The 14,444-nt window shown below is 54.3% G+C and carries 11 protein-coding genes and 1 riboswitch; of the genes, 7 read left to right on the top strand and 4 right to left on the bottom strand.

Features of this window, described 5'->3' with window-relative positions:
- Positions 1 to 791 precede the first annotated feature (791 nt).
- Both ACOYW2_RS18900 and ACOYW2_RS18895 read left to right on the top strand, forming a co-directional pair.
- Entirely contained in the window at positions 792 to 1,112 is a 321-nt protein-coding gene (locus ACOYW2_RS18900) for a hypothetical protein (RefSeq protein ID WP_482417591.1), read from the top strand.
- Between the two features lie 704 nt (positions 1,113 to 1,816).
- A riboswitch (cyclic di-GMP riboswitch) is annotated at positions 1,817 to 1,894 on the top strand.
- A 27-nt stretch (positions 1,895 to 1,921) separates the two neighbouring features.
- Positions 1,922 to 2,443 (top strand): PEP-CTERM sorting domain-containing protein, encoded by a 522-nt coding sequence (locus ACOYW2_RS18895; RefSeq protein ID WP_482767563.1) that lies wholly within the window; start codon positions 1,922 to 1,924, stop codon positions 2,441 to 2,443.
- 378 nt (positions 2,444 to 2,821) lie between these two features.
- Here the strand turns inward: ACOYW2_RS18895 and ACOYW2_RS18890 are convergent, their stop codons facing one another.
- Positions 2,822 to 3,604: a hypothetical protein gene (locus ACOYW2_RS18890; RefSeq protein WP_482767562.1), complete on the bottom strand. Its 783-nt coding sequence runs from the start codon at positions 3,602 to 3,604 to the stop codon at positions 2,822 to 2,824.
- A 294-nt stretch (positions 3,605 to 3,898) separates the two neighbouring features.
- Complete coding sequence (locus ACOYW2_RS18885; RefSeq protein ID WP_482767561.1) at positions 3,899 to 4,381, bottom strand: pyridoxamine 5'-phosphate oxidase family protein; 483 nt, start codon at positions 4,379 to 4,381, stop codon at positions 3,899 to 3,901.
- 306 nt (positions 4,382 to 4,687) lie between these two features.
- On the opposite strand from ACOYW2_RS18885, the gene ACOYW2_RS18880 reads away from it, so the two are divergent.
- Positions 4,688 to 5,293 carry a peptidylprolyl isomerase gene (locus tag ACOYW2_RS18880; protein WP_482767560.1) on the top strand — a complete coding sequence of 202 codons (606 nt, stop codon included), beginning with the start codon at positions 4,688 to 4,690 and terminating at the stop codon, positions 5,291 to 5,293.
- A 71-nt stretch (positions 5,294 to 5,364) separates the two neighbouring features.
- Here ACOYW2_RS18880 and ACOYW2_RS18875 read toward each other — a convergent pair whose 3' ends face one another.
- Both ACOYW2_RS18875 and ACOYW2_RS18870 read right to left on the bottom strand, forming a co-directional pair.
- Positions 5,365 to 6,177 carry an amino acid ABC transporter permease gene (locus tag ACOYW2_RS18875; RefSeq protein WP_482767559.1) on the bottom strand — a complete coding sequence of 271 codons (813 nt, stop codon included), beginning with the start codon at positions 6,175 to 6,177 and terminating at the stop codon, positions 5,365 to 5,367.
- Positions 6,178 to 6,263: 86 nt separating this feature from the next.
- The gene (locus tag ACOYW2_RS18870) at positions 6,264 to 7,061 is read right to left on the bottom strand and encodes a substrate-binding periplasmic protein (RefSeq protein ID WP_180140127.1); all 798 of its coding nucleotides are present in this window, start codon (positions 7,059 to 7,061) and stop codon (positions 6,264 to 6,266) included.
- 463 nt (positions 7,062 to 7,524) lie between these two features.
- Here ACOYW2_RS18870 and ACOYW2_RS18865 point away from each other — a divergent pair, with 463 nt between their 5' ends.
- The 4 genes from ACOYW2_RS18865 (at position 7,525) to ACOYW2_RS18850 (ending at position 14,413) form a co-directional block, all read left to right on the top strand.
- Positions 7,525 to 8,364 (top strand): MerR family transcriptional regulator, encoded by an 840-nt coding sequence (locus ACOYW2_RS18865; protein ID WP_482767558.1) that lies wholly within the window; start codon positions 7,525 to 7,527, stop codon positions 8,362 to 8,364.
- Positions 8,365 to 8,464: 100 nt separating this feature from the next.
- On the top strand, positions 8,465 to 9,586 hold the full coding sequence (locus ACOYW2_RS18860; RefSeq protein ID WP_482767557.1) for an agmatine deiminase family protein: 1,122 nt from the start codon (positions 8,465 to 8,467) through the stop codon (positions 9,584 to 9,586).
- A 574-nt stretch (positions 9,587 to 10,160) separates the two neighbouring features.
- On the top strand, positions 10,161 to 12,524 hold the full coding sequence (locus tag ACOYW2_RS18855) for an arylsulfatase (protein WP_482767556.1): 2,364 nt from the start codon (positions 10,161 to 10,163) through the stop codon (positions 12,522 to 12,524).
- A gap of 365 nt (positions 12,525 to 12,889) precedes the next feature.
- Positions 12,890 to 14,413 (top strand): phospholipase D-like domain-containing protein, encoded by a 1,524-nt coding sequence (locus ACOYW2_RS18850; protein WP_482767555.1) that lies wholly within the window; start codon positions 12,890 to 12,892, stop codon positions 14,411 to 14,413.
- Positions 14,414 to 14,444: the final 31 nt, after the last annotated feature.

Raw genomic sequence — 14,444 nt, 5'->3', positions numbered from 1 at the left:
TGTGGTGATGTTGAGAGCTATGATCAGTGTTTTTCTATGGGATCTCAAAACACCAATTGAGTTATTTCTTAAGAAATACTCATACATAAATCTTTTAAAATTAAAGTGCGAAATCAGCGGTGGCTGGTGCTTTCCGCTTTTATTCTCTTGATACGCCCACGCGATAAAATCAGTTATCAATGCCTGTAGGAATGGAGAACTCTCTATGCAGGGCGAATAGTTCATATCTTGCCTGCTTGCCGGAAGCAATGAATTTTCAACTGTTCCCGGGCAGGGACGAATCCTGTTGTGCAAGGCAGGCGAAAGGAGGGCCAAAAATGCGGTGGGTTAGGGTGTGCTTTCGGAAAAACGGTAACGGGAAAGCAGTTGTTGCAGATGCCTGGGGCTCTTCGGTTTCAAGGCAAGGGGACGGCAAGGAGAGGTCCTTGAAAGCAGGTGTGAGAAACGTCCGGGGTCATCCCCGGTCCTGCACCTGCTCTTCAATCGTGGGGATGACTTGTGTGTTGCTGATCAGTAAATATTGCTATTTCTTCCTTGATCATCGGGTGGTATCTCTCGTATAGCTGACACATCCGTTTGAACTGGATATTTCGAGAAAAAACGACCGGGGCAAATCAAGAAGACCTTTATTACATCAGATTACTGATGAAAATCAGGTGGTTCAAAAGCGTAAATTGTAATTGCCAGCTTTCGAGTCGATTTTTCGATGTTGCTTTTGATCGTTCGAGAAAAGGTGGTGCCGTCTTTTGCATTCACAGGTCGCGGGTCTATGTGAAATCCATGGAGCAGGTATGAGTTCAAATTCACTTATTATTCTTTCTGTTACTCTCTACAAACTGGCTTCTCTTTCGGTGGGAAGCCTCTTCGCCCTTCTGGGGTTTCGCCTGTTTATGGCCAATATTTGGGGAAACGCGGGCGAGCTTGAAACGGAATTTGGGGATACCAAACTGGTTGTAAAGAAAGCAGCCCCAGGGACTTTCTTCGCCCTGTTCGGTGCCGCCATCATTGCCTTGACCCTGTATAAGGGCATGGAACTGAAGAGTCACACAAGCGACTTGGTCAACGGAACGTACATCCAGACCACGGAGGAGGACGCAGGGGACACGACCTGACCCTCGACGAACCAGGATTTCAAAAATCCGACGCACGTCTCAACGGCGTGTTCCCCTTAGTCATTGATATTTGGTGTTGTCGTTATTTTCTGACAATTTGGACTGTGAGGAGAGGACCTTGAAACTTGCATTGCGATGTTTTGTTGTGGTGAGCCTTATGGGGTTTGTGTGTGCCTGTGCGACAAGCGAGAATACCGGTGACAATGTGATGCGCGGTATGTACGAAAGCTCCAGGCAAATACAGGAAACAGATCGATGTCATGCCCCTTCGCCCGGGCAAGAGATCCCTACATATGACCAGTACAACCGGGCGAGGCACGAGTCGCAGGGGGCAACCTCAACCCACTGATAAGGCACTCTGCATATTGCTTGATTTCTCGTCGGCCATATACACGGGTAAAGGCGTCATTGTCGCATAAGTAGTCTTTTTACCGAGTCTCCAGTATGAAAAGGTTCTGCGCTGATATGGGACGGTACTCACGACCTCCCGCCTTTTTAACCTTCCAAAAACGACCGATCGTGATCGTCACATGTCTATTGGGTGGTCACAGAAACCTCATACATGGTGTAATTCATTACATGGTTTTTGCCATGCTGTAACCTGAATTCCATAAATTTGCCCATGGTACCCCATATGTAGCGTAAGCGTTTCGTCTATCTAACTATATGTTGGTGGTATGTTTTTTGCTCATCTGGCGGTCAACACAAGAAAAAGCCAAACCCGATGTGAGTCGGGGACGGAAAGCCCACGGGTCTCATGGGGAGATGGCCGGGTTGCTCTTGAGAGTAAAGCAAAGGATAGCAGAATAATGAAAAAGATTTTGTGTATGTTATGCTTTTTAGTGTTGGCTGCGGCCGTTCCTTCGGGAGCCACAACTATTGACCCCACAGAAGGGTGGTCCGGGAATTTTTCATGGTATGACGGTTTGGGCCAAATCGACGCCATTGGAGGTGATTCAACACAGAATGAGTGGGAGATCACGGTACTCGAAGACTCCAACATGGAATTGGCTACGGCCTGGGATGCGTTTGTACCCGGCGATGAGTTTGCTTTTTATGTTGACGGTGCCGAGGTGGCCTGGAACGAGACCTATGTGGACGGAAGCGGGCATTTTCATGGCCTGTACAACGACCTGTTTCTTTCCGCTGGTACCCACACTTTCACCTTCTTCGTCACCGCTTTGGCTTCCGGTTTCACAGATGGCGGCGCCTATGCAGAATTCTCTCCTGTGGATGCTGCAGCGCCCGTTCCCGAGCCCGCAACGTTTTTTCTGCTTGGGGCAGGGTTGCTTGGGTTTGCAGGCTTGAGGCGCAAGAAGGTGGTCAATTAGTCTTAATCCCCATGAGTACGAAGGGCAGGCAGTACGATCTCTGCCTGCCTGGTTTTCAGCAGAGTGCAAAAAAGGGCGTTGACGCAGTCTCATGCGTCAACGCCTTTTTTTTAGACCGGATATTTCACGCGTCGAGTGCGCCCATATTCTACACATCAGAGCTGCAGATGCCGTGGTTTTATAAAGGCTCTGATAACGCAGAAGACGGGGGCACTCGGTTCGCCCGAAGGGTGAGAAAAGCGTGAGTTACATTTTGTATTTTTGAAAGGTCTAATTTCTTCATAATAACCCACCGGCAATAATTTTCTATTATTGCCGGTGGGTCGTTTTCTCATGAAATATCCGGGTTAGGTCATGGCTTTCGGGGCCTGGTCAGCCTCAACGAGATGACGGGCGTGTCAGCAGGATCATGTGCAGGAGTTTTCTTTTCTGGGGCGTGGTGAGGACATCCTTGGACTTGAGCTTGTATTTTACCTTGTTGTCGATGAGCTTGGTTCCCAGGTCGGTGATGGCCAGGAGGAGCTTGTCCACCTTGTCGCTGTTGACCTCTTCATTGATCAGCTCGTTTTCAAGGTCGATGACCTTGAACTTGATATCTCGCTTGATTTTCAGTTCATTGATCATCATCTGGGTTCTGTTGCTGATGATCTCTTTAACCTGTTTGTCGCTGAGCCCCAAGAGGTCGATGAGGTCGTCTAAGTGAACATAGGTTGGAAGGGCCCTTTCCGCATATTCATCCTCGAATTCCAGGCTGTGGACGAGGCGGAAGCGCTGTTCCTGGGTCAGGACGTTTTTGATTTTGAGGATGTACTCCACCTTGGTCCGGATCATTTTTCCGTAGAGTTTGCTGATGTCCGTGACCAGCCTGTTGACATTCCTGGCTGTTTTTCTCTCCTCACGGCTCGTTGTGACCTGATCCTCCTGGCGAAGTATGGTGGTGAGCTCGGAGAATTTGGACTCGATTTCCGTCATGATCTCGTTTTCTTTGCCAATGTACTCTTCAATGGTATCCCCTATGAGATCCATCTGCTCGGCGGTGAGGTCGAAGGTTTCCAGGGGAAGCAGCTTGCTTTCGGCTGCGAGGGTCGAGCAGGTGCTTGACAGCAGAAAACCAACCAGGACCAGGAGGACCCATACACAACGTTTTTTGAGTGACATCATGGCGCTTTCCTTTGTTGAAGGTTAGGGAATCCGCAACAATAACTTGGGGAACAACAGAACCTGTGCATGCCTGGGGCAGGCTGACATGGCATGGAAGAGGCTGGGCAGGGCGATTCCTGCCGGGATATCTGCCCTGCTTGGATGCGTCTCAGGATGGGATGGGCGGAAAAGGTGGGGGCGCCGCCCTTCTCCCGTGCGGTAGAAGGGTGGGAGCAGGCGGCGGCTGTGAATGTAATCGACTCAAAGTATACGGAATTTGCACGCGCTTAGCAACTGTGCAGCGCCAAGGCCTGCTTATTCCCGACCACCGGGGGCCGGGGCGGCTTTGCCGGTGAGATGGGCGATGTCCACGGCCACCACCGTTGTTTTATCCCAGGCGTTGCTGATGTAGGTCTCTCCGGCGGGGATGTGGTCGGGGCAGAGCCTGCGGACAAGGGCCAGGAGTCCCTCTTTTTTTTCGTCGCCCTCAAGGATGCGGGCTGTGCCGAAGGCCACGACGCTCTGGAACCGGGTGGTAAATTTTTCCGGCACGACCTCGGCCTGTGTCACCACGCAGAAGGAGACCTGTGGACAGTGGGCGATATTGTCCAGTTTGTGTCCTGACGGGGCGCAATGAAAAATGATCCGGCCGTCGTGGAGCACATAGTTGAGGGGAACTCCGTAGGGGGTACCGTCCTCGCTTACCGTGGAGAGGACGCCGTGTTCCCCGGCCCTGAGGATTTCAAGTGCGTCATCATGGCTCAGGCCTTTTTTTGCGCGTTTTAACTCTCTGAACATCTCTATTGTCCTTCGCTTTTATAATTCCTGGGTTGAACGGCTGTCTGTCGTTGCTGTTTTAGTCGTGCCATGGACAGCATACACCGGCTTTTGCCCGGCCAAAAGAGGGGGAATGAAAAAAGATCTGGAAACAGGAGGCGGGCAATGAAAACAAAAAGGTTTGATAAACAGGCCTTAAGAAAATATGGTTAGCCCGGATAGTTCATCCATACCCAAGGCATCAGAGCTGCCGATGTAGTGGTTTATCTCAACGCTCTGATAACGCAGCAGAAGACCGATTCATTCTTTTTAAATCCAGGAGATTCCATGAAAACCACGACATCCCTTTTGCTCAGTCTGATTGTTCTTTTTGCTTCAAGCTCACTGGTCTTTGGCGCTGAAACAGCAACGGGAACCAACCCGACCGGCGAAATCAGGGCCGCCATGGAGACCAGCAAGGGCGTGATCAACCTGACCCTTTACGCAGACAAAGCCCCCGTCACCGTGGCCAACTTCGTGAACCTTGCCAACCGGGGCTTCTACGACGGCCTGATCTTCCATCGCGTCATCGACAACTTCATGATCCAGGGCGGATGCCCCCAGGGCACAGGACGGGGAAACCCCGGCTACCGGTTCCAGGACGAATTCCATTCCGATCTCCGCCATAGCGGCCCCGGCACCCTCTCCATGGCAAATGCGGGCCCCAACACCAACGGCAGCCAGTTTTTCATCACCCACGTGGCAACCCCCTGGCTGGACAAAAGGCATTCCGTGTTCGGCCATGTGGTGAGCGACAAAGACCAGGAGGTGGTGAACAAGATCAAGCGCGGGGACCGCATTATCAAGGTTTCCATTTCAGGCGACACACGCGCCCTTCTTGATCAGCAAAAAGAGCACATTGCCGCGTGGAATAAAATCCTCGATTCAAAATAACCCCGGTGGGGGGCCGTGCATGAACGAACAAGGGTTGTGCCGTTTTTTTAAATGGCGCAACCCTTTTTTTGTTACCGTGAGGCGTCGAGCCTTTTTTCAAGGACGCGGACGCCCAAGGTCAGCGAGAGGGTGAGGGCGAGGTAGAGGAGGGCCACCACGTTGTAGGTTTCAAAGAATTGAAACGTGGAGGCAGAGTAGACCTTCCCCAGCTGGGTGATGTCCTGGACCCCTAAGGCGGAGACAAGGGCGGAGTCCTTGATCATGGCCACAAAGTCGTTGGCCAGGGGAGGGAGCACCGTTCGGATGGCCTGGGGGAGGATGACGTGCTGCATGGCCTGGCGGCGGCTCATGCCCGAGGCAATGGCCGCTTCCATCTGACCGGAGGGGATGGCCTCGATGCCCGCCCGGAAGATTTCCGCGATAAAGGCGCTGTAGCCCAGGGTGAGGGCGAGGATTGCTCGCACAACAAAGCTGATGTCCCGGACGCTGATTTTTTCAAAGAGGCCCGCCTCAATAAGGGGCGAGGCGACCCAGTTGAGGCCTTTGACCAGGGACGGGGCCCCCACAAAGGCGATGTAGTAGAGAATGATCAGCATGGGGATGCCGCGGACGATCTCTATGTAAAAGGTTGCCACTTCACGGATCACCCGGTTGGAGGAGATGCGCATGAGCCCGAAGAGGAGGCCCAGGGCCGTGGCTGCCGCATAGGCAATGAGGGAGACATAGAGGGTGGTGTAAAGACCCCGGGTGAGGGCGGAGAAGATGACGCCGTAGGATTCGCTCCGCACCATGTGCCAGGTGGCGATGCAGCCGAAAAACAGGGCGGCCAGCAGCCACGAGGGGATGGACGAGAACAGGGGGAAACGCCGATGTGCAGCTTTCATGGGGGCTCCGAAAAACAGGGAAGAGTGGTCTATACGCCAGGCGGCCCTTCATCCCACGGGGTGAAGGGCCGCTGCATCAAGGCGAGCTACTTGTTGTACTCGTAGAACCACTTGGTGTTGAGCTTGTCCAGGAAGCCGTCTTTTTTCATGGACTCAATGGCCTGGTTGAAGGGCTCGACGAGATCGGAGCCCGGGGTGAAGATGAACCCGAACTCTTCGGTGCCCAGGGGGCCGCCCACGATCTTCAGCTTGCCGGGCATGGCGCCCATGTAGCCTCGGCTGGAGGCCGCATCCATGAGGACCATGTCCACGTCTCCGGCCACCATGGCCTGAACCGCGGCGCCGAAGTTTTCAAACAGCTTGATGCGGGGGTTGGCCTCGTTGCCGTCCAGAACGCTGTAAACACCCACGTAGAAGTTGGTTGTCCCGGCCTGGGAGCCGATGAGGAGTTTCTTGTCTGCGGCAAACGCCTTCTCGTCTGCAAAGCGGTCCTCATCGGCGCGCACCAGCATGAACTGCTGGGTGACCATGTAAGGCACGGAGAAGTCCACCTGCTTTTTGCGCTTTTCGTTGATGGTGATGCCGTCCATGCCCACATCGAACTGGCCCTCGCGGATGGCGGAGATCATGGTATCCCAGGTGCAGACATCCCACTGGATCTCGCAGTTGAGGCGGCGTCCGATCTCATTGACCGCGTCGTATTCCCATCCCACGGCTTTACCGGTTGCCGGGTCCACAAAGTTCAGGGGCGTGTAGTCGTTGCCGGTGACGGCTGCGACCTTTCTGCCTTTGAGGTCGGGGAGGGCATCGCTGGCCGCGGCAGCCGTCGCAACGGTCAACAGGGTTGCCAGGACGGCGATACAGGCTTTTCCAGTCCACTTCATCTTGTCTCTCCTTCTTTCCGGGTGCAACGCGAGGTTCCCTCGCATGGGTCAGGCATCTTTTTTCATAACAAAAAAAGAAAAATCGGAACCATTCATATAACCTGGCCGGTACGCAAGTCAACCATTGCCTCCGGCAGGTGGCTTTTTGAAAAAAGCGCTCCAAAAACGTTCCGGTTGCATGGCCGTTGGAAGCCTGAAGACGTCGGCTCGTCGAATGCTCTCGTGAAGATTTACATTATTTATAAAACACGTTTGATAAGTTTTTCAGGCGTTTGGCGCCCTGGTAAAGCCGCCGGAGTGCCCCATTGCTTTTGTCCTTGACCTTGACATGATGTGAACCTTTAGGGTGCTATGAAAGGCAGAGGGGCCTGTTATCATGGGTTGATTTATCAGGTTTGCCTGGGTGGGCCCATGGAATGGGGGCTTAAAATGATATGCAAATGCTTCAAGGGAGCTGACCTGTATGTACAAAATAAGCCATTTTTCAAAACAGACCAAATTATCCCCCCGAATGCTCAGGCATTACGACAGCATCGGCTTGTTGCAGCCGCAGCATGTGGATGAGGAGACAGGGTACCGGTATTACGCAGAGACTCAGTTTCAATATGCCATGGAGATCATTCGGCTGAAGCGCTTCGGATTTTCCTTAGAGCAGATCAAGGGGCTCCTTGAAAACCATGACCCGGAGCATTTCCGAAGCATGCTGCGTATGCAGATCCGGACGTCGGATCAGCTCCTCAGGGAAGGGAGCTCGATCATCGATGAGATGGAGCAGCTTCTCAGCCAGGGGGATGATGTGCTGGGCAGGATGGTCCAGGCTGAGGCATACGGCATGTATACCGGGGTGGAGCCGGGGCGGTGTGTCCTTCGCAAGCGGGCCGTCATGGCCGAAGACGAGATGGACGAAACCGTTGAAAACCTGCACGAGGACGCCGAAAACAGGGGGCTGTTCCCTTACAACCTGTCAGGTGCTGTGTACCATGGCGAAGACCATGACCGGAATGCCGTGGACGTGGAGGTGTTCGTCCCGGTCAGAACAAACGGGAAAACGCAACCATCGGGCAGCAACCCGTGGCCGGAGCACCAGTTGGCTGTCATCCCCTCCCACACCGTGGTCATGACCCTTCACACAGGACGGTATGACGACATCGGGTTTGCCTGGCATGCCATCGAAACATGGATCGAGCAGTCGGATTACAAACAATCCGGCAGCCCTTATGAGGTCTTTCTTCGATCAACGGAATCGGCCGTTTCGGAGCACGAGTATGTAACCAGGGTCTGTTATCCCGTTGAAACATCATGACGGATTGCAAAGGGGCATAAATCCGAAACGCTTTCATTCAAGGCCGCCTGAAGCAAAGCCGACCTGACATGGTCACGGAAACACATAAAGGAAAAATATCATGTTATCACGACGTAACTTTATCAAATGGACGATGATCGCCGGAGGAAGCCTGTTCCTCCCCACATTTCAAATCAAGACCTCCAACGCCATGGATTTCAAGGGCTGGTATATGCCCGAAGAGGGGGAACCCCACACGCGGACCTGGTTGGCCTTTATCGCCAGCCGGGACATCTGGTCAAGAAAGCAGATCCCCGAGGTTCAGCGCAACCTGGCAACCATCGCCAAGACCATCGCCACATATGAACCGGTCTCCATGCTTGTGAGGAAGCAGGACATGGGCAGAGCAAAAGAGCTTATTGGCGGCCCCAATGATCACAACTACCCCATCGAGCTGATCGAATTCGATATGAATGATCTGTGGATACGCGATACAGGGCCCATCTTTGTGGTGAACGGGAAGGGGCAAAAATCGGCCGTTAATTTCAACTTTAACGGCTGGGGAGAAGATCAGGACTATGAACGTGACGCAAAGGTCGCTGACTTTGTGGCCAAAAAGGCGGGGGTGAGCATTGTCCGGTCCAATGTGGTGATGGAGGGCGGCTGCTTCGAAGTGGACGGCCAAGGTACCGCCATCATGACAGAGAGCTGTATTCTCAACGACAACCGGAACCCGGGCAAAAGCAAAAAAGAAGTTGAAGATGAGTTAAAAAAGCTGCTCGGGCTGAGAAAAATCATCTGGCTCAAAGGCATTAAAGGCAGAGATATCACGGACGGTCACACCGATTTTTATGCCCGTTTTGCAAGGCCCGGTGTGCTGGTGGTGAGCCGCGATTCAGACAAAGCCTCCTATGACTATCGGGTCACACGGGAAAACATCGACATCCTCAAAGCCTCCACCGATGCCGACGGCAACCCATTTGAGATGATTATTCTTGATACACCGTGGGATATCAATTCAACGTACGGAACAAAAAGTTTTGCGGCCGGTTACGTGGGGTACTACGCGTGCAATGGTGCCATTGTCATGCAGAAGTTCGGGGACAAAAAAGCCGACCGCGTGGCCAGGGAAAAAATAGCAAAGGCGTTTCCCCATCACCGCATTGAACAGATCTCCATTGACGGCATCGCCAGCGGGGGCGGAAGCATCCACTGCGCCACCCAGCAGGAGCCAAAGGCCTGAAAGGGGTGCTGAACATCATAAAGGCAGGTGGTGGAAAGGCCATGTCGGCACGCCCTTTATGCACTGTGCATGAAAGGGGAACCAAAAAAGGGGAGGGGCGGAATCATCCTTTGCAGAACCAAAGGAGAAACGTCCCTCCGCTTTTATTTATGGTGGCCGGCGTTCTGGCTGAACCAGGATCTGTTTGATTTTTCGTTAAAATCTGTCATTATATTCGGTGTTTCATCATTGGTGAGACCCTCAACTCTGTCCCCTTCGGCCCCTCCCCCATAAGCTCTCTTCGAAAAACCGGGCCACGTCCCTCGCACATTCAATACCCAGCAATACCAAGTCTCTCTATCACTCAGCATCGCCTTGCAGGTTTTTTCCTGTTTCGAGGCGCTTAATTTTTCGCAATCGCGACCCCGCAGAGGTGTCCGGGCGCGCCATGCCAACCGTCAGGCATGGCTCTTCTTGGCTGATTGCAAGCGCAATGGAGGATTCGGGTGAGGGAATCCTTGCTTCGGATCTGTGTGTGTGGGAACCGGCATTCCCGCCACGTCGTTGACACGCTACAAACACAGGAGGACAGTTCATGAGATATTCGGTTATCACCATATTCTGTATGACCTTGACACTGTTTGCCGGTTTGACCACCCAGGCTTCAGCGCGGGAGGCCCTTGACCGCACGGTCCTGCCGATCCAGGAGCCGAAAAGGTCAACCTACAGCGAACTCGATGTGCGTAACGTGGAAACACCCCCCTTATTTGAGGTCAAGGCCCCCGAAAAAGCCCCCAACATCGTCATCGTGCTCATTGACGACATAGGTTTCGGTGGTCCCAGCACCTTCGGCGGCCCCATTCAGACACCGACCCTGGACATGCTCGCCGCAGAGGGCATCACCTACAACAACTTCCACACCACGGCCCTCTGCTCGCCCACGAGGAATGCCCTTAAAACCGGGCGCAACCATCACACCGCCAACACCGGCTCCATCATGGAATCCTCAACGGGGTTTCCCGGGAACACCGGCCAGGTGCCCAACAGTGTTGCGCCGCTGGCCGAGATGCTTCGCCTTAACGGCTACAGTACGGGGGCCTTTGGTAAGTGGCATGAAACCGCTGCCTGGGAGACAAGCGTCTCCGGCCCCTTTGACCGCTGGCCCACCCATCAGGGGTTTGACAAGTTTTATGGTTTTATCGGGGGGGAGACGGATCAGTGGTATCCGCTGATCTACGATGGGGTCATCAAGGTGACGCCGCCGAAGACGGAGAACTACCACTTCACGGTTGATATGACCAACCAGGCCATCCAGTGGGTAAAGGCCCAGCAGTCCATGACCCCGGACAAGCCCTTCCTCATCTACTTTGCCACCGGCGCGGTTCACGCACCGCACCATGTTCCCAAGGAGTGGATCAAAAAGTACAAGGGCAAGTTCGACGAGGGTTGGGACAAAATTCGCGAAAAAACCATGGCCCGGCAGAAAAAGATGGGGATAATTCCTTCCAACACCAAATTACCCCCCAAACCCAAGGACATCAAAGACTGGGATGACCTCACCGACGACGAGAAGCGCCTGTTCACCCGTCAGGCAGAGGTGTTTGCCGGATTCCTGGAGCAGACCGACCACGAAGTGGGTCGCCTCATTGCTGCCATCGAAGAGATCGACGAGATGGACAACACACTGATCTTCTACATTGCCGGTGATAACGGCACGAGCGCCGAGGGCGGTTTTGTGGGCATGTACAACGAAATGACCTACTTCAACAACGTCACGGAGAAGGTTGAAGACCTGCTCCCCCTCATCGACGAGTGGGGCGGTCCGCAGACCTTCCCGCACATGGCAGCCGGGTGGGCCGTTGCCTTTGATTCACCCTTTATGTGGACGAAGCAGGTGGCCTCGGATTTTGGCGGGACCCGCAACGGCATGACCGTCCACTGGCCGAACGGCATCAAGGAGAAGGGCGGAATACGCCGCCAGTTTTCCCACGTCATCGACATTGCGCCGACCATTCTCGAAGCGGCCGGACTTCCCGAGCCCAAGAGCGTGAACGGCACGCCTCAAACGCCCATGGAAGGCACGAGCATGCTGTACTCGTTCAATGATGCAGGCGCCAAAGAACGGCACACCACTCAGTACTTCGAGATGTTCGGCAACAGGGCGATCTACCATGAAGGGTGGTTCGCGCGGACAATTCACCGTGCGCCCTGGCAGACCGTGGATATGCCTCCCCTGGAGTCGGACACCTGGGAGCTGTTCAACGTTCAAAGGGACTTCAGCCTTGCGAAGAACCTGGCGGACAAATACCCGAAAAAGGTTGCCGAGCTGGAGGCACTGTTCATGAAGGAGGCTGAAAAATACCATGCCCTGCCCATCGATGACCGGGTGATTGAGCGGATGAACCCTGCCATTGCGGGCCGACCGGATATCCTGGGCGACCGGATGACACTGACGCTCTACCCCGGAATGGATGGTATGCTGGAGAACACCTTCATGAATGTGAAGAACCGCTCCAAGACAATCACGGCCAAGGTCGCCATCCCCAAGGGCGGAGCAAATGGCGTGATCCTTGCCCAGGGCGGACGCTTCGGGGGCTGGTCCCTTTACATGAAAGACGGCAAGCCAATCTACACCTATAACTTTTTGGGGCTTGAGCGATATACCGTGGAATCCAAAAAGGCAATCCCCGAGGGAGAAGCCACGATTTTACTCGATTTCGTCTACGACGGCGGCGGGCTCGGCAAGGGCGGCAAGGCGACTCTCTCCGTGAACGGAAAGGCCGTGGCCAATGGCCGCATCGAAAAGACCCAGCCCTTGATTTTCTCCGCCGATGAAACGGCTGACGTCGGCCTGGACAACCAGACACCGGTGGCCGAAGACATCGGCATCGGGCGCGAAGAGACCCGTTTTACAGGAGAAATCCATAAGATCACCCTTGCGGTGAAAGATGTGAAGTAGTCCTTGGCATGATGCAGTAAAAGCGAAAGGGGCCGGGATGGCGGTTGCATTGCCGGGCTCGGCCCCGAAGCGCTGAATGACAAATCAAGACACCATGAAAAAGGGTGGGGCAATGGCCAATGCTCCACCCTTTTTCTCGTATTTTCTTATGTTGACATGGTTAGAATAATAAATTATCCCTGTTTGATTGAAACGATAGCATTTAAAGACAGGCAATTCCTTGAATTCAAGTACTCTCAACGGGGGTTCGACGTACCATGTCCAGTTCTTTTTCCAGGTGTTTTCGGTTATCACTTCTCGCGATTTTGCTTCTTTCTTATTTTCTTGTGTCCGCCGCATGTGCGGAGACACCGCACCTTGATGCCGTGGAAGCCCAGCTTCGGCAGCTTGCCCCCGGTTCGGAAGGCACGGTCTGGAAGCGCACAGACGGCAACCTCATCGCCGGGCATGGTGTTGGCGGCAGCCATTGGCTTCTGCAGTCTCCCGATTGCTGGGGGCAGGGGGATTGTTCCGGCGCCACCGGTGCCCAGAGGCTTGCCGATGCCATCCGCAGCGATATCGCGGCAGCCCTTGAATGGGTGGATATCACCACCCTGGTCACCTACCCGGACGGCATGTTCCAGGAAGCCATCGTAAGCGGCCTCAAAGAGGCCCTTACCCACAACCCGGACATCACCATTCGTATTCTGGGGGGCACGCCCCCTGTCATGGGGAGTGTGGATACGGGCTTGACCGAAACCGCCTCCAACTACATGGATCGCTTAAAAGCGGATCTGGGGTCTTCTGCGGACAACGCCCGCATCATCGTGGCCGGTGTTGAGACCAGCTGGCTCTATTCCTGGAATCACGCCAAAATGGTCGCCGTGGACGGCAAAACGGTTATTACAGGTGGCCACAATCTCTGGGAAGGTGCCTATGCAGGCGGCCCGAACCCGGTGAGCGATGTCAGCATGCGATTAACAGGACCTGCCGCCGAATCGGCCCACACCTTTGCCGACCTGCTGTGGGATTTTGCCGAAACCTGGAGCCAGGACTGGTGGTCACGCCTTTTTTACGTGGAGGTTGTCAAAGGAGAGGGATTCAACTCCATAACTCGGTTTCCCACACCCCACGAGGTTTCCGCCTCACAGGTCGAGGGGGACGCCCCTGTCCTGGCCTTGGGCGGCCTGGGGTTCGGCATGGACGTTCCCGGCGGCACGGCAGGTGGCCTTGAGCCTGCCAATGACAGCAAAGCGACCTGCTCCAGGCTCCACACCGATTACGTAAACAATGACGCGGAATACAGTGTCGCAAACCCCGAGGAAGCAGGCCTGCGGGCCCTGATCGCAAGTGCCACGGAAAGCGTCTTCATCTCCCAGCAGGATTTGCTTGCCATGTGTGCACCCCCGGTGTCCAACTCCTGTTACGATGCCAGATTGTTTGATATACTTGCCGACAAGCTGATCCGGGAGATCCCCGTAAAAATCATTGTCAGCTCCCCCGGAGCCAAGCAGAGCCTGGCCGCTCCCTATTCAAACATGGATCAGATGACCGACATCACCGACATCCTGATTCGAAAAGTCCGGGCCCGGGCAGGTGTGGACCAAACCACCGCCGAAGAGATCATCTGCCACAGCCTGCAGCTTGCCCCCATACGCATCGCAGACAACGTCGACACCTGGGCAAATGGAAGGGGCATCGCAAACCACGCCAAAGTCATCTGCGTGGACGACGCCGCCTTCTACATCGGTTCAAAAAACCTGTACCCCGCCACATTGCAGGACTTTGGCTTCATCGTCGAGGACAGCAAGGCCGCCGCCGACTTTAAAAAAGAGTATCTGGATGTGATCTGGAACGCGTCAAAACATGCCGCCATCGTAGATTTTGAAGAGGGTGTCTGTAACTTCTAACAATAAGCACGGATAACGGACGAAGGAGAAC

Source organism: Desulfoluna sp. CLI2B (assembly GCF_056847375.1).
This window is presented reverse-complemented; position numbering and strand designations above follow the sequence as displayed.